Raw genomic sequence first — 16,111 nt, 5'->3', positions numbered from 1 at the left:
TAAAGACATGGAAAAACGCTTTAAAACAGTGTCTATTTCAGAAAGCGGAAGTCATTTATTGACTTTTCTATATAAAAATCCAGTAGGACGTCTTCTATTAAAGGGATGCATCCAGCCTCCGCTGACCAAAGTGGCTGGGGCTTATTTAAATAGCCCGCTCTCAAAAGGAATGATTCCCCGCTTCATCAAGAAAAACAAACTCCAAGTTGAAGACTACATAGCTGAAGAGTACACTTCGTTCAACCATTTCTTTATGCGGGAGATCAGACCTGAAGCACGTCTACTGACTGAAGAGGAAGCATTTTTATGTGCGCCGTGTGATGCTAAAGTCACCGTTTATCCAATCAGTAAAAAACGAACGTTTAATGTGAAACATTCTGAATATGCTCTTTCAGAGTTACTTGATAACACAAGCCTTGCTGATGAATGGCAAGGCGGTAGTGCTGTCATTTTTCGTTTAACACCGGATGACTATCATCATTATTATTTTATTGATGAAGGAACGATTCTCGAACAACAGAAAATTTCGGGTGTATTCCACACAGTTCAACCAGTAGCAATCCATAATGAGCCCGTTTTTTCTAGAAACGCCAGAGAAGTTACGGTGATTGAAACCAAAAACTTTGGGAAAATCATACAGATCGAAGTAGGTGCTTTAATGGTCGGCAAGATCAAAAACTTAAAAAAATCAGGAAAGTGTCATCGTTTTGAGAAAAAAGGGTGGTTTGAATTTGGCGGATCAACAGTGATTCTATTATTTCAAGAACATCAAGTGCGAATCGATCCTGAAATTTGGCTTAACACCGAAAATAATCGTGAAACGATCGTCGATTTTGGTCAGGTGATAGGTGAAAAGAGAGAGGGGAATAATGAATAAATTAGCCTTTCTAGGCATTACTGGATTATTCCTTTTAGGGAACTACTATATTGGTAGAAAATTTCTGACTATTTTAGAGTATTTTGTATGGTTTAAATATCCAGGGATCTTATGGGGAATCATTGGTTTATTGGCTATTGCAGCCTTAGTGACATTATTAGTGTTTAATGGAAATGTTGGCGGTGTGGTTGGGAAAATCGGCAGTTACTGGTTGTCGTACTGGTTTTTATCGTTAGTTAGTTTTGGGATAACTGATTTGATCCTTAAAATAACTAAAAAAAACACAATGATTCAATCAAAAAATGAGTTGCTTATTTGGATAATTGCACTAGCTGTAACAGTTGTTTTATTTTGGTATGGTTCATGGCAAGCGCAACAAATCAAGACAGTGAATTATCAAGTAACAATCGATAAACCAACAGACGGTAAGTCCCAAAAAATAAAGGCCGTTTTGATTAGCGATGTGCACCTAGGCTATGTTAATGACGTTAAGAAATTAGAAAAAATTGTCACAAAAATCAATCAACTGCAGCCAGATATTATTTTTATTTCCGGTGATTTGTTTGATGGTAATTATCAAGCATTACAAGATGCAAAGAGCATGGAAAAACAGCTTAGTCGACTGTCTTCTGTTTATGGTACCTACATGTGTTGGGGCAATCATGATGCTGGAGCAAGCTTTGAAAAGATGAAAGAGTTAGTTCAATCAGCAAAAATTACTTTGTTAGAAGATGAAATGACAGTTGTTGGTGAAGAACTATTGGTTGTCGGTCGCAAAGATAGCCGACCGATCGGTTCACAAGATGGCACTAGAGAAAGTCTGCAAGATCAATTTGAAAAAGTCGGAAACCAACTACCAAAAATTATCTTAGATCATCAACCCTCTAACCTAGAAGAATATGAGCAATCAAATGAGTTGATTCTTTCAGGCCATACCCATCAAGGGCAAATATTTCCATTCAGCTTAGTAACAAAAGCGTATTTTATTGTGGACTATGGTTACTATCGTAAAAATGAAAATAGCCCACAGGTGATAGTCTCTTCTGGTGTTGGGACATGGGGACCGCCAATGCGGATTGGAACACAAAGTGAAATCGTTCAAATCGATATTATAATAGAATAGCTGGAAATAGTAGGACTGGAATCGTAGCTCGTAGAGTTTGATTTCAGTTTCTTTCTTTTTATAGTCTTTAAAAAATGAAAAACGAACAAATTTTCGTATGTTTTTACTGACCGATACTTAATAAAATGATATGATTAGAGAAAAGAATCAAGGCGAATAGGAGGATCTAATGAAAGTATTGCATACGGCAGATTTACATCTGGATCGGTCTTTTGAAGGCCTAAAAAATATACCCAAACAAATCGCTGAAAAATTACAGCAGGCAAACCATCAAGTAGTCACAGCGATTGTTGATATAGCGATTAAAAAACAGGTTGATGTAGTGATTTTTGCGGGGGATACTTTTCACCAAAGTCGGACATCGATCCGAACACAAGCCTATTTTATCGCTGAAATGAAGCGTTTGGAACAAGAGAAGATTCCTGTGATCATGGCATTTGGAAATCATGATTACTATGTTGCAGAGCGTTATTGGTTTGATTTTCCCAAGAATATGTTTCTTTTTCAAAAGGAGCAGGTGGAAACACATTATTTTATGACGAAAAATCAAGAAAAGATAGCCGTTTCAAGCTTTAGCTATGAACATCCGTGGATCAATGAGAATAAACTTTCTGAATTTCCAAATAAAGATGCCACAGCAAATCTACATATTGGGATTTATCATGGTGATACCGTGAATAATGGAGTGCAAAATTATGCGCCATTTTCATTCAGTGAAATGAAGAGAAAGGGCTATGACTATTGGGCGTTAGGCCATATCCATCAACCTCAGGTGATGAGTGCAGACCCACTGATTGTCTACCCAGGAACACCGCAAGGTCATACTAAAAAAGAACGAACTGTTCAAGGTGTGGCGATTGTGTCTATTGAATCAGGCCATGCAACTGTTCATTTTGAAGCTGTAGCCAAGGTTAATTGGCAAAAGACTAAGTATTCACTGAGCCAGACTAGCAATTTACAAGCAGCCTTGAGTTTATTGGAGGAGCTTCTTGTGACAGAAAGTCTTGATCAAAAATCTGTTGTTTTAAAAGAAATCCAATTGACAGATACTGAGCAGCTCGGTGAAGAATTCCGGATATCTTATGGGAATGGAGAGTTACTTCATTATTTACAAACTACGTTGCTTCAGCGATCCAATCATTTCTTATTTTTATTCCAAATTGGATTATTGACTGAAGAGCTGGATGAAAAAGTAAGGATCACAGCGGATCCAGAGCTGTTGAAGCAACTAGAAAAAAATTATCTACAATCAGAAATCTTCTCAAATACATTGCAAGAATTAGTCCAAAATCCGTTATTTTCATCTGTAGTACAGCCAAATGAAGAGTGGCGTGAACGTAGTGTAGTACAAGCAGATCAGAAAATTAAAGCAGATTTCGTTATTGAGGAGGATCGCCTATGAAACTCATTGCAATAGAACTTGTTGGATTTGGTAAATGGCAGCAACATAAGATTGAATTTCAACCGAAAAATCAATTACTATTTGGAACAAATGAAGCAGGGAAATCAACGATTTATCAGTTTGTTCAAGCCATGTTTTTTGGTTTTCCTGCAAAAGGAAAAAAAAGAAAAGACTATCAACCAAAAAATGGCGGCGCTTATGGCGGTCGCTTATGGTTTGAGCATCCAGTTTATGGGAAAGTCCAAATTGAACGCTTCAAAGGGCAAAATAAAGGACAAGCAAAAGTCTATTTTAATGATCAAATCGGTGATGAAACCTTATTGGAAAAGATGCTCTATCCTTTGACCAAGGAGCTGTTTCAATCGGTTTTTACCTTTCAGCAAGAACAACTTAGCCATTTAGAAAAATTAAACGAAGAAGAATTGCAAACTTCGTTGCTTTCTTTAGGACTATCAGGAAGTCAGCAATTGTTGCTAAGTAGAGAAGCCTATTTTAAACAGGCTCAGATGATTTATAAAGGTAAAGGGAGTCAACCGCCGTTAAATCAAAAATTAAGTGAGTATCAACGCTTACAGCAACGGATCAATGAAAAAGAACAACAAGAGCGTCCGTTTCAACAACTGCTTGTAGAATTAGACACTACAGGGCAAAAAATAGCGGAGCAACGCCAAGCGTCACAAGAAATGAAGGATCAGTTGGCACGACTAGAAAAACAAGTCATGAATTTACCGTTGTATGAAGAATTACAAGCAATTGAACAGTCAAAAACAACGGCAGTGCTAACTCGTGAAGAAGAAGAACAATTGCTTTCTTTTTTTCAACAATATCGTTTTTTAAGTGAAGAATTGACGCGCTTAAATCAAAGTATTGCTACACAAAGCGAGACGCAAGATCAGACAGAGGATTATCAGTTTTATTTAAACGAAGAAGAACATATTCAACAACTACTGAATCAACGTTATGATATCGATAAATTACTTTCTGAAATCAGTTGGATGAGCCAATCCTTACAGCAAAATCAGCAAGAAATGCTTCCTTTAGAAAAACAATGGGGGTGGAGTCGAGAGAATCCGCCGCAGTTGTCTTTTGAAGAACAGGTTATAAATGAGATGAGAGAAGACATTATTGCACGAACAGTTAAGCTACAGACCGCACAAACAGACTTGCGATTATTAGAAAAAGAAATTGCGACACGTGAAGAAAATTTAAGTACATTTGAAACGATCAATAAAGAAATGTTTCGCAAAAATTACCGACAAACCAATAAAAACATTAATCCACTTTTTTGTGGAGCTGGCGCACTTATTTTATTGTTGAGCTTCTTTTTACCTACTCCATTTCGTTACGGAACGTTTATCTTAAGTGCGGGCTGTATGATTGCAGGCGTCTGGCCATTGTTTTATCAGCCTAAGGATACTTACGAAAATGAAAAAAAACAGTGGCAAGAAAAATTATCTCAGTTGGATTATTTAAATGATCAGTTACTAAAAATAAGAGCAGATATCAAACAGATACGTAAAGAAGAGAAAGAAATGGCTCAATTTGTTGCAGAAAAAGTAAAAGAAAACCATTTAGGCCGAATGGATCAAGTTGAGTTTTGGTTGACTCATCGTTCAGACATTACTCGCTATTTGATTTTGCTCAATACCAATCAAGAACTTGAGCTTCAGTTGAAAGAAGATCAGAGACAGGTAACCAAATTAGCGGAGCAAACAGAACGTTATACAGCACATTTACCTATTGCGGGCACTTCTTTAGCAGAAAGAATCCGTGTGATCGGTAATTTTGCTAATAGAATGGAAAAAATCCGTTTTGCACAAGAGTATCAAGCAGATGCTTATACACGTCAGACGATTCGAGAAGTAAAGGAAAAACAACAGCAAGTACTGGATCAAAGTAAACCGTTGTTACAACGTTTCCAGATTGCTTCAATCAATGAGATTCCCAAAAAAGTTCAACGTTACCAAACAGCTTCAGCGAACCACAAACGAAAACAGGAACTAGAAACCATGTTGCTAGGGGTGTATCCTGAAGCTATTGAGCCGCAACAATTAACCGTAAGACAGCTTGAACTTTCACAAGAAATAAAAGCAATAGAAACGACCATCCAGCATCTACAAGAAAAAGAACAAGAACTTCTTTATCAAAAACAACAAATGCTGTCAGATGGAACGCTGGATGAATTGTATCAAGAACAAGCAATGTTAAAAACTGAAATCGAAGAACTAGCGTTGGAATGGTCAGGTAATCAATTAGCAGGTCAGTTACTGATGGATTTACTAACGGAGTTATCAGAAAAACAATTACCTAATCTATTAAAAAAGGCAACCGATTATTTTAAAATATTGACCCGAAATTCGTATCGTGCAATTCAACTACAAGAAGAACAGCTGATTGTCATTCGTAAGGATCATGAACGTTTTATGTTGCATGAATTGTCTACAGGTACAAGAGACCAAGTTGTGATGGCCGTTCGTTTTGCCTTTCTTTATCTTCAAGAGCAACGTAACTTATGTCCGATCATGATTGATGATGGCTGGCTACATTATGATAGTCAAAGAAAAGAACAATTAGCTCAATTATTTGCAGTATTTTCTGAACATCAGCAAGTCATCTGTTTTTCTTCTGACAAAGAAATGGTAAGCTATTATAAAGAGTTGAAACAACCAATTATGGAATTAGAAGGAGCAGAAGTATGAAAAAAATTCGTGAATTAACTGTCGATGAAACATTTGAATTATTTCTTTTGATCAAAAATGCGGATGTGCGTATCGCAAAAAATGGCAAAAAATTTATCGCCTTTACTTTCCAAGATACGTCAGGCACGATCGACGGGAAATACTGGGATGCTTCTGAAGAAGAAATCAGTCGTTTCGCAGCGGGAAATGTTATTCTTTTAAATGGGAAAAGAGAAGTCTATCAGGGCAATCCTCAAGTGAAGATCATCCATATGCGCGTGGCACGACCGGATGAACCTAGTCAACCAACTTTGTACATGGAACGGGCGCCACTAAAACGTGAAGATATGGTGGAAGAAATCAATCAAACAGTGTTTGAAATCACTAATGCTCATTGGCAGCGAATCGTTCGCTATTTACTCACACAATATCAAAAGGAATTTTTTGATTATCCAGCTGCGAAAAGGAACCATCATGCTTTTGCTAATGGTTTAGCCTATCACACTGTATCGATGCTACGTTTAGGCAAAGCAATCTGCAAGGAGTACAATGAATTAAATGCTGCATTACTTTATTCTGGCATCATTTTACATGATCTAGGCAAAGTAAAAGAACTTTCTGGTGCGATGACGACTGAATATACGTTATCAGGAAATTTGATTGGTCACTTGGTACTTGTAGATGAAGAAATAACAAAGGCGTGCATTGCTTTAAAAATAGATGAAAATGATGAAGATGTGATTGTGCTACGTCATATGGTTTTAGCTCATCATGGCTTATTAGAATACGGATCACCAGTTAGACCACGAATCATGGAAGCCGAAGTATTACATCAAATCGATAATATCGATGCTTCGATTCAAATGATGTTAGGCTCAGTTCGTCAAACTGAGCCAGGACAATATACAGATCGAATCTTTGGGCTAGACAATCGTAGCTTTTATGTACCCAAGAATATTTAAATGGATTAGGAGACAATGATGAATCAATCAGTGGTAGATTTATGGACACAATTTAAAAATCAATCTGAAATCACAGCGGATCATTATGAAGCTTGGGCCTTTGGCAACTCACCTGAAATGGCAGATGAATTGTTAGCCCATGTTCTTAAAGGCGAAAAGACAGGGACCTCTTCCCTACACCTTTTATATGGACGAAACTTTGAAGACGAAAAATTACCCGAAGTTGGTGATTATAGTGTGCTGTTAGATGGAAATAACCAAGCACAAGCTATTATTCGTACGAAAGTAGTGGATATCTTGCCATATTCTCAACTATCAGAAGTACATGGTTATCTTGAAGGAGAAGGGGATCGAACATTGCGCTATTGGCACAGTGTTCACCAACCTTTTTTTGAGCAAGCATTAGAGAAATATGATCTAACTTTTTCAGAGGAGCTATTAATTGTTTATGAACTTTTTGAGTTAGTTTTTTAAAATAGTAGAACAAAAAAAGAGATGAAATCCATCTCTTTTTTTTGTTCTACTATTTAGAAGACTCTTCAGTTTTACTTGATGATTCTTCAGTTTTGCTTGAAGAATCTTTAGATTTTTCAGAGTCGCTTGATTTAGATTCTTTTTCTTTAGAAGATGATTCTTTTTCTTCTTTCTTAGAAGAATCACTTGATTTAGCAGAATCTTTTGTTTCAACTAAACCAGCTAAGACATCTTTAAATGCGTCATCTTTGATTTTAACATTTGCTGCAGTTAACACTTCAGAAGTCACTTTTTGAACAAATTCTTGATCGTTTTGTTTAGCAGTTTCAGCAATTTTTGTTAGCTCTTTTTTGAATGGAGCCATGTCATTGCCTTTATCTTTATTTTTCACCATTTTTACGATAGTGAATGTTGATTGGTAACCAGTTGAATCAGTTGCTTGGATCGGTTCAGAAATTTCGCCGTCTTTTAATTTAAAAGCAGCTGTTTTAACAGCTTCAGGAATAGTTTCTGTTTGAGAATCAAATTTCACTTTACCGCCATCTTTTGCTGTTGTTGTATCTGTTGATTTATCCTTAGCGATTTTTGCGAAGTCGTCGCCGTTATCTAATTGTTTTTTGATTTCTTTTGCTTCGTCTTCAGTTGCGACTTGGATGATTTGTGCTTCTACTTCTGGGTGGAATGTTTCCCAAGCAGCTTTTAAATCTTCATCAGTGATTTTGATATGTGCTTTGATTCCAGCTTTGTAAGCAAGACTTTGTTTGATTTGTTCTTTGTAGCTTTTCTCTGTAAGACCAGCTTGTTTTAGTTGATCTGCAAACACTCCGCCTTGCGCTTCGATGTTTTTCTTAGTCTCATCAAATTGAGCTTGGATATCTTTTTCTGAAACATCTTTACCATATTTTTGATCAAATACTTTATAGATGATCATTTGTTGAACGATTTGTTGACTTTGTTGACTTGATTTAGTTTGGTTAAAGAAATCATCAACAGTGATTGTTCCGCCTTTCATTGTTGCGATATCTTGTGAACCGCCTGTACAAGCAGCTAATGTAAAAATACTAAGTACACCTGCTGCAGCTAAGATTAGTTTTTTCTTCATTCTTTTTAGCACTCCTAAGTTTGTTTTATTTTTTATTATGTAGAAATTAATTCTCACGGTTATTACTATACCACACTATGTTTCATAAAAGAAATACGTAAACGATAGTTTCAAACAATTTTCGAATTTAGGACACAATTTCATCTATAAAAACGGTGGGTTTTAAGAAAGTTAGTCTAAAATACCTCTTTAATTGATGAAATAAGCCACTTGATTTTATTTAAAAAAGATGGTTTTTTGAATTAAAATAAAAAAACGAGGATAAAATTTTAGGGATAATCATTTTATCCTCAGCTTTTTTAATCTTCTAATGGCATTTCTGGTAATTCCGATTGGATTTTTTCTACTTGCTCTTGGATTTGATCTAGTCTAGGCTCGGCTTGAAACATAAAGTTTTCAACATCACGGTTGATGCCGTCAATAAAAGGTTCAATGTACATGTCTGCTGTGGCCTGTAAAGCCTGTGCTGATTCTTTGAAATGGTCTAATTTTTCGGTAAAATCTTCTTTTAAATCAGACCACTCCTCTAGTTCGTCGACAAATTTTTGACGAGTATCTTTACCACTTCTAGGAGCAAAAAGTAAACCGCCAACACCGCCAACAAGTGCGCCAAATAAAATTCCTTTAGAAAATTTTCCCATTATTGTTCCACCTGCTTCATAATTTTTTCAGCTATTGCTTGCATTTCTTCACGAGAGTAGCTATCTTGATTGTTTCCAAAATGGATAGAGAAATCATCAGATTTCCCGAAACGTGGGATCAGATGAATATGAGAGTGGAAAACAGATTGATACGCTAATTCCTTATTATTGTTAATAATATTTAGTCCTTGCATCTCTGGAAAAGCTTTTTCAAGAGCTCGGGCAACTTTAGGAACTCGTGCAAAGACTTCACCAGCAAGTGCTGGCTCATAATCAAAGATATCTGTAACATGTTTTTTAGGAACAAGTAAAGTATGACCTTTCGTTACTTGAGTGATGTCTAAAAACGCATAAACCTGCTCATCTTCGTAAACTTTATAACTAGGAATGGCCTGATCGATGATCTGACAAAAAATACACTCTTTCATGGTTTCCCTTCTTTCTTTTAACTGTTTCTTTTACTTTACCATACCTTGAATTTTATTTGGGAGAAAAAGTTCATGAAACCTTCAAAAAGTTCGTGGTATAATAGATTCACGATAAAAATGAGTTGGAGGCAATGAGATGAGTTTAGTAATTGAACACTTAACAGGCGGCTATGGCCATATCCCTGTTTTAAAAGATATTAATTTTGAAGTGAAATCTGGTGAGATGGTCGGCTTGATCGGCTTGAATGGTGCTGGAAAGAGTACCACGATCAAGAATGTGATCGGATTATTGACACCGCAAAAAGGGAAAATTTCTATTGATGGCGAAACATTACGACAACAGCCAGAAAGTTATCGCAAAAAAATCGGTTATATTCCTGAAACACCTTCATTATATGAAGAATTAACCTTGAGAGAGCATATCGAAATTACTGCAATGGCTTATGATATTCCAATCGAAGAAGCATTCAAACGGGCAGATACCTTATTAAAAACATTCCGTTTGGAGAATAAATTAGATTGGTTTCCTGCTAATTTTTCAAAAGGAATGAAGCAAAAAGTAATGGTCTTATGTGCTTTTTTGATTGAACCTAGCTTGTATATTATTGATGAACCATTTTTAGGATTAGATCCGTTAGCGATTCACGCATTGTTGGAATTAATGGATGAAATGCGAAATCAAGGTGCTGCTATTTTGATGTCTACGCATATTTTAGCTACTGCTGAACGCTATTGCGATCGTTTCGTTGTTTTACATGATGGTCAGGTGCGAGCGGTTGGTTCCATGGAAGAGTTGCGTGAAGAGTTTAGTTTACCTGGTTCTTCTTTGGATGATATCTATATTGCATTAACAAAAGAAGAAAAGGTGGGTTGATATGTCTGGATTTTTTGGCATTCGTTTAGCACGCCATTTGAAGAAAATGATGAAGTATATGCGTTATGTTTTTAATGACCATTTTATTTTGGTGTGTGTCTTTTTACTAGGTGGCTTGGGTTTTTATTATTCTCAAGTGTTAAAAACCTTACCAGAAAATTTTGTCTGGGGCAGACCAATTATTGTGGTTCTATGGTTGGCATTGTTACAAATTGGGCGAATCGCTACCTTAGCTCAAGAGGCTGATAAAGTATTTATTTTACCGAAAGAGCCCGAGATGAACAGCTACTTGAATCGTGCCATGCGTTATTCTTTCTGGCTACCATTAGTGACGTTAATCTTGATGGGCGGGATGTCGATGCCGCTCGTGGTTGTCTCAACTGGTTGGGCATTCGCTACATTTTTCTACTTTATTGTGATGTTAGGGATTTTGAAGGCAAGTCATTTGCGTTTGCAAAAGTATGGGTTGTATCAAGTTTCCGCAAGAGTATATCAACAATGGTCAGTACTATGGTTGGTCACAAGCTTCATTACAATTGCGCTTAGCTTGTATGTATTGCCTCTAGCAGGACCAGTTGCCGCCTTGGTGCAGGCCGCGTTCTTTTATTTAGTATTGAAGAAAAAAGAACAATCAGTCGCGTTAGATTGGGAGTCGATGGTGCAAACTGAAAAAAATCGAATGCATCGGATTTATCAGTTTATCCATTTATTTACAGATGTACCGGAAATTTCTAGCAGTGTGAAACGTCGGAAGTTTCTTGATCCACTCGTGCATAAAATTAAGAAAAATAGCCAAAATACGTATTTATATCTGTATGCCCGTAGTTTTTTAAGAGGATCAGAGTACAGCGGACTATTTATTCGCTTAGTGTTGGTTGCTGGGGTGATTTTATTTTTCTTGAAAGAGTTTTGGATCTCATTGGGAGTATCAGTCCTGTTTGTTTATTTGATTGGCTTTCAGTTGATTCCAATCTATACACAGTTTGATTATATGGTGATGACTCATTTATATCCTGTCCCAAATGAACAAAAGAAACAAGCGGTGAGTAAACTTATGACAGTCTTGTTATTTGTAGCTGCTGCGTTGTTTAGTATTTTTGTTTTGATTGCCCTACCGGATTTGAAAGAAGGCTTATTAGTGGTCGGAGCTTTGATTATTGAAGTTCTCTTATTTGCTAAATTCTATGTTCCTTATCGTTTGAAGAAAATGGAGGTTTAATGATGCATATTTTATGGAATGATCAAATTGTTGAGCGTGGAGAAGTAAAAATCGATATAGAAGACCGTGGTTATCAATATGGTGATGGGCTATATGAAGTAGTTCGTGTTTATAATGGTCACCTGTACATGATGGAAGAACATTTAGATCGATTATGGAGTGGTGCAGAAAAAATCAGAATGCAATTGCCCTTTTCAAAAGAGAAATTAGCAACTAATTTAAAGAAACTGGTCGACATTGAAGGAATCCGTGAAGGGAAACTTTATTTCCAAGTAACACGCGGCGTCGACTCACCAAGAAATCATGCTCTACCTGATCCCAAAAAAGTCAGAGGGGTCTTAACAGCGAATATCAGATCATATGAACGTCCGCTGGGAAAAATGGAAACAGGCATCACAGTTGCGGTTGTTCCTGATACACGGTGGCTACATTGCGATATCAAGTCATTAAGTTTAATGGGCAATATATTATCCTTGGATGAGGCTCGCCAAAAAGGATTTGATGATGCAGTACTGGTTCGTGATGGTAAAGTAACAGAAGCTTCAGCGGCGAATTTTTGGGTAGTGAAAGACGGAACTATCTATACACATCCAGACGGAAATTTGATTTTGCCTGGTATCACGAAAAAGAAAATTCTAGAACTGGCTAGAGAATTAGAAATTCCAGTTAAAGAAGAAGCTGTTTATGAAGAAGAGTTATTTAACGCGGATGAATGTTTCGTGTCTGGTTCATTAACAGAAATCGTGCCTGTCGTAAAAGTGAACGATCATATCGTAGGAACAGGAAAACCTGGCAAAATCACGAAACAACTATTAAATGCTTATATTGCAGGTGTTGAGGCAGTGTGTGGTACTTCAAAAAGTAACGATTAATGTTAAAAGAACAAGAGAGATGCTTGACGTTAAACGCTATGGAAGCTAAAATGATACTTACTGTAATAATTTATTAGAAGTTGTTAGGATAGGAGATAATTTCCATGGCATTTCAGTTGGATAAGGAATGGCGCTTGCAGCCAATAAAAGGCGCAACTGGCCAAACTTTCATGGGTATACGTGCGACTGAAAGAGTATTTATTAAACGAAATACTTCTCCTCTTTTGGCTGCATTGTCTAAAGAAGGAATTGCCCCTAAGCTAGTTTGGACAAAACGAACAGTGACAGGCGATATTTTAACAGCACAAGAATGGCTGGATGGTCAAGTACTGAAAGCCCAAGAAATCGGTCAAAGAAATGACGTTGTGGATGTCCTTTATCATTTACACCATTCGCATATGCTGAAAAGCATGCTGGAAAAAATCGGCGGTCAGATTCAAACACCTGCGATGATGCTTCAAGGGTATGATGAGAAATTGCCTAAAGAACTTCAAAATAATTCATATCTTGCTAGGGTGTATCACTACCTACAAGAAAATATACCAAATTATTCTATTCATAATTATATGGTCGTTCATGGTGATGTAAACCATCGCAATTGGATCGTCTCTAATAATTATTTGTATTTAGTTGATTGGGATTCAGTAATGATTGCTGATCCAGCTTTAGATTTGGGGATGTTGCTAGGACATTACGTTCCGCAGGGGAGCTGGAATAAATGGCTGTTGTCTTACGGTATGCGCCCAAGCGAGGAAGCTTTGACACGAATCAAATGGTATGCGTTATTTAATTTTCTACAAGAAATTCTCCGGCATCATCAATTAGGAGAAAGACGGGAAATGAATGCAGAAATTTTGAAGTTGAAACGAGCTTTTGGGTATTAAAGAGAGCGCATAGAGTGTCGGTCTATTCGTTACTTGAATAATAGAGGGCAGCGCAGAACGATCTTGGTTTTGTTCTACCCTCTTAAAATTTGTTATGAAGAAAGGAAACATAAAATATGCGAATGAGAAAAAGGCCTGGAGCCGCAGAACTGTTGGCTAGTCATCCTGAATTAGTTGTTGATGAGCCTGAAAAGTGGCAGGGACGTTGGGCAGAACGTTTTGGGAATACTCACCCAATCCATATTGAAATTGGTTCTGGCAAGGGACAATTTGTAGTAGGTATGGCAAAAGCACACCCAGAAATCAATTATATTGGGATTGACATGCAACTGAGTGTGCTTTCAATTGCTTTGGAAAAGGCCTTAGAAGAGGAATTGCCTAACTTACAATTACTTCATGTCAATGGAGAAGAATTGACGCAATATTTTGCTGAAAATGAAGTGGATCAAATTTACTTGAACTTCTCAGATCCATGGCCGAAAACTCGCCATGAAAAGCGTCGTTTAACATTTAAAACTTTTTTGGCGACAGATGAAGAAATTTTAAAACCAAATGGTGAAATTCATTTTAAAACGGATAATCGCGGATTGTTTGAATATTCATTGAGTAGTTTTTCAAAATATGGCATGATTTTGGAACAAGTTTGGCTGGATTTACATGCAAGCGACTATGAAGGCAATATTATGACAGAGTATGAAGAAAAATTTTCTGCTAAAGGTCAGCCGATTTATCGAGTTGAGGCAAGGTTTCAATCTAAATAATTTTAAAAAAAGGGTATATAGTCTGACAGATATGTCGTGCTATGTGGTCCTTTTTTATTTTTCCCAAATATAAGCAATTAACTATAAAGACTAAAAAAGAACGATTGAAACCACATGTCGAGCAATGTGCTGGTTTCAATCATTCTTTTGCGTTTAATCCTTGATTCGCTTGACGTCGATCACAGTTCCTGTAAAGGCATCCGCAATAAACTCATATTGAACCATAACGCCATCTTCTAAACGTGAAATGCCACCATTATAGGTTTTTGAATGAACGGCAAATTTACGTAATGGTTTTTTCTCGAATTCGATCCATGAACCTTCAATTGGACCTTCTTGCAAAAAAGCCTCCTTGACGTTTTCTAAAACTAAATCCGCATCTAATGTTTTCTTTTTCTGATACCATAAAGTTGAAGCGATTCCGCTTATGATGCCAAGACTGACACCAAGCGCTAAGCCGCCTTTAAAATAGCTTAATTCATTTTCTTCATTCATGGGGAATAACCTCCGAGTATTTCAAATGGTTGCCAAATTTCATTAGCTTTATCTCTATTCTAACACATTGTATGAAAATATCGAAAAACAAAAAACGTGGGCAATTGAAAATTTTTGCGTTATAATGAATGTGAAATCATATGAAAGGAGTATCTGCCGTTTTTGTTTGAATCTCATGTTATTTTCAGCAAAAAAGAATAGTTGCTCCGAAGCAGGAGAATGGGCAGATAATACAACGATGGAAGAAAAAACTTTTCAACGCATCAAAGAGTTAACAGAACTACAAGGAACAAGCGGATTTGAAGATGATATTCGTGCCTATATGAAAAAAAATATGGCCCCATTAGTAGACGAGCTTCAATATGATGGTTTAGGTGGGATTTTTGGTCTAAAAAGAGCGAAAGAACAAGATGCACCACGCGTCATGGTTGCCGCTCACATGGACGAAGTTGGCTTTATGTTGACACAAATCAAAGACAATGGCTTATTTCAGGTTGTTCCCTTAGGCGGTTGGAACCCTTATGTGGTATCCGCACAGCGCTTTACTTTAAAAACAAGCAAAGGCAATTATCCATGTATTTCTTCTTCAGTACCGCCGCATTTATTACGTGGCACAAGCGGTCAAAAACAGCTAGAGGTAGCTGATGTGTTATTTGATGCTGGTTTTGAATCAAAAGAAGAAGCGGAAAGCTTTGGTGTGCGCCCTGGTGATTCAATCGTGCCGCAAACCGAAACAATCAAAACAGCTAACGGTAAAAATATTATCAGTAAATCTTGGGATAACCGCTATGGTTGTACCTTAGTATTAGAAGCATTAGAAGCGTTGCAAAATGAACAATTAGGCCATACGTTGATTGCTGGTGCTAACGTTCAAGAAGAAGTTGGTTTACGTGGTTCGAAACCTTCTGTTCATAAATTTAATCCAGATTTATTCTTCGCGGTAGATTGTTCTGCCGCAGATGATATCCAAACAAAAAAAGGCACTTACGGTCATTTAGGTGAAGGAACATTATTACGTATTTACGATCCAGGAATGATCACATTACCTCGTGTACGTGAATATTTATTAGACACAGCAGCAACACATAACATCCCGTACCAATATTTTGTGTCTAAAGGTGGAACGGATGCAGGTGCGGCTCATACAACAAACAATGGTGTACCAAGTACCGTGATTGGCGTTTGTGGACGTTATATCCATACTCATCAAACGATGTTCAATATCAAAGACTTTGAGGCAGCACGTGAAATGCTGATCCAAGTGCTAAAAGGTCTAGATAAAACAACCGTTAATACGATCATTTACGGAAAGTAGGGAT

General features: G+C 37.0%; 16 protein-coding genes. 12 read left to right on the top strand and 4 right to left on the bottom strand.

Annotation, left to right across the window (positions count from 1 at the left end; genetic code table 11):
* Window positions 1–7: 7 nt before the first annotated feature.
* The 6 genes from BCR24_RS09330 (at window position 8) to BCR24_RS09305 (ending at window position 7,516) form a co-directional block, all read left to right on the top strand.
* Window positions 8–877 carry a phosphatidylserine decarboxylase gene (locus BCR24_RS09330; protein WP_069640281.1) on the top strand — a complete coding sequence of 290 codons (870 nt, stop codon included), beginning with the start codon at window positions 8–10 and terminating at the stop codon, window positions 875–877.
* Complete coding sequence (locus tag BCR24_RS09325; protein WP_069640280.1) at window positions 870–2,000, top strand: metallophosphoesterase; 1,131 nt, start codon at window positions 870–872, stop codon at window positions 1,998–2,000. Before BCR24_RS09330 ends, BCR24_RS09325 begins: the two co-directional genes overlap by 8 nt.
* Window positions 2,001–2,169: 169 nt before the next feature.
* On the top strand, window positions 2,170–3,402 hold the full coding sequence (locus BCR24_RS09320) for a metallophosphoesterase family protein (RefSeq protein WP_069640279.1): 1,233 nt from the start codon (window positions 2,170–2,172) through the stop codon (window positions 3,400–3,402).
* Entirely contained in the window at window positions 3,399–6,101 is a 2,703-nt protein-coding gene (locus BCR24_RS09315; RefSeq protein WP_069640278.1) for an ATP-binding protein, read from the top strand. The genes BCR24_RS09320 and BCR24_RS09315 overlap by 4 nt, the downstream gene beginning before the upstream one ends.
* Window positions 6,098–7,042 carry a 3'-5' exoribonuclease YhaM family protein gene (locus BCR24_RS09310; RefSeq protein WP_069640277.1) on the top strand — a complete coding sequence of 315 codons (945 nt, stop codon included), beginning with the start codon at window positions 6,098–6,100 and terminating at the stop codon, window positions 7,040–7,042. Before BCR24_RS09315 ends, BCR24_RS09310 begins: the two co-directional genes overlap by 4 nt.
* Window positions 7,043–7,057: 15 nt before the next feature.
* Window positions 7,058–7,516: an ASCH domain-containing protein gene (locus tag BCR24_RS09305; protein WP_069640276.1), complete on the top strand. Its 459-nt coding sequence runs from the start codon at window positions 7,058–7,060 to the stop codon at window positions 7,514–7,516.
* Window positions 7,517–7,565: 49 nt separating this feature from the next.
* Here BCR24_RS09305 and BCR24_RS09300 read toward each other — a convergent pair whose 3' ends face one another.
* The 3 genes from BCR24_RS09300 to BCR24_RS09290 form a co-directional block, all read right to left on the bottom strand.
* Window positions 7,566–8,618, bottom strand: coding sequence for a peptidylprolyl isomerase (locus BCR24_RS09300; RefSeq protein ID WP_069640275.1), 1,053 nt, complete (start codon window positions 8,616–8,618; stop codon window positions 7,566–7,568).
* A 299-nt stretch (window positions 8,619–8,917) separates the two neighbouring features.
* Complete coding sequence (locus BCR24_RS09295; RefSeq protein WP_083244371.1) at window positions 8,918–9,259, bottom strand: YtxH domain-containing protein; 342 nt, start codon at window positions 9,257–9,259, stop codon at window positions 8,918–8,920.
* Window positions 9,259–9,687, bottom strand: a complete 429-nt coding sequence (locus BCR24_RS09290) for an HIT family protein (protein ID WP_069640273.1) — start codon at window positions 9,685–9,687, stop codon at window positions 9,259–9,261. Before BCR24_RS09290 ends, BCR24_RS09295 begins: the two co-directional genes overlap by 1 nt.
* A gap of 136 nt (window positions 9,688–9,823) precedes the next feature.
* Here BCR24_RS09290 and BCR24_RS09285 point away from each other — a divergent pair, with 136 nt between their 5' ends.
* The 5 genes from BCR24_RS09285 (at window position 9,824) to trmB (ending at window position 14,297) form a co-directional block, all read left to right on the top strand.
* Entirely contained in the window at window positions 9,824–10,561 is a 738-nt protein-coding gene (locus tag BCR24_RS09285) for an ABC transporter ATP-binding protein (RefSeq protein WP_069640272.1), read from the top strand.
* Between the two features lies 1 nt (window position 10,562).
* Window positions 10,563–11,780, top strand: a complete 1,218-nt coding sequence (locus tag BCR24_RS09280; RefSeq protein WP_083244370.1) for an ABC transporter permease — start codon at window positions 10,563–10,565, stop codon at window positions 11,778–11,780.
* A gap of 2 nt (window positions 11,781–11,782) precedes the next feature.
* On the top strand, window positions 11,783–12,652 hold the full coding sequence (gene dat / locus BCR24_RS09275; RefSeq protein WP_069640271.1) for a D-amino-acid transaminase: 870 nt from the start codon (window positions 11,783–11,785) through the stop codon (window positions 12,650–12,652).
* A 104-nt stretch (window positions 12,653–12,756) separates the two neighbouring features.
* The gene (locus BCR24_RS09270) at window positions 12,757–13,536 is read left to right on the top strand and encodes a phosphotransferase family protein (RefSeq protein WP_069640270.1); all 780 of its coding nucleotides are present in this window, start codon (window positions 12,757–12,759) and stop codon (window positions 13,534–13,536) included.
* Window positions 13,537–13,652: 116 nt separating this feature from the next.
* Window positions 13,653–14,297, top strand: coding sequence for a tRNA (guanosine(46)-N7)-methyltransferase TrmB (trmB, locus tag BCR24_RS09265; RefSeq protein ID WP_069640269.1), 645 nt, complete (start codon window positions 13,653–13,655; stop codon window positions 14,295–14,297).
* 153 nt (window positions 14,298–14,450) lie between these two features.
* Here trmB and BCR24_RS09260 read toward each other — a convergent pair whose 3' ends face one another.
* Entirely contained in the window at window positions 14,451–14,792 is a 342-nt protein-coding gene (locus BCR24_RS09260; RefSeq protein ID WP_069640268.1) for a PepSY domain-containing protein, read from the bottom strand.
* 238 nt (window positions 14,793–15,030) lie between these two features.
* On the opposite strand from BCR24_RS09260, the gene pepA reads away from it, so the two are divergent.
* A complete protein-coding gene (pepA, locus tag BCR24_RS09255; protein ID WP_069640440.1) occupies window positions 15,031–16,107 on the top strand; it encodes a glutamyl aminopeptidase in 1,077 nt (358 codons plus the stop codon).
* Window positions 16,108–16,111 lie beyond the last annotated feature (4 nt).

Origin of the sequence: Enterococcus ureilyticus (assembly GCF_001730315.1) — a bacterium.
GTDB classification, from domain to species: Bacteria; Bacillota; Bacilli; order Lactobacillales; family Enterococcaceae; genus Enterococcus_L; species Enterococcus_L ureilyticus.
Note: the sequence above shows the minus strand (reverse complement) of the source record. Positions and strands in the feature narration are given on the sequence as shown.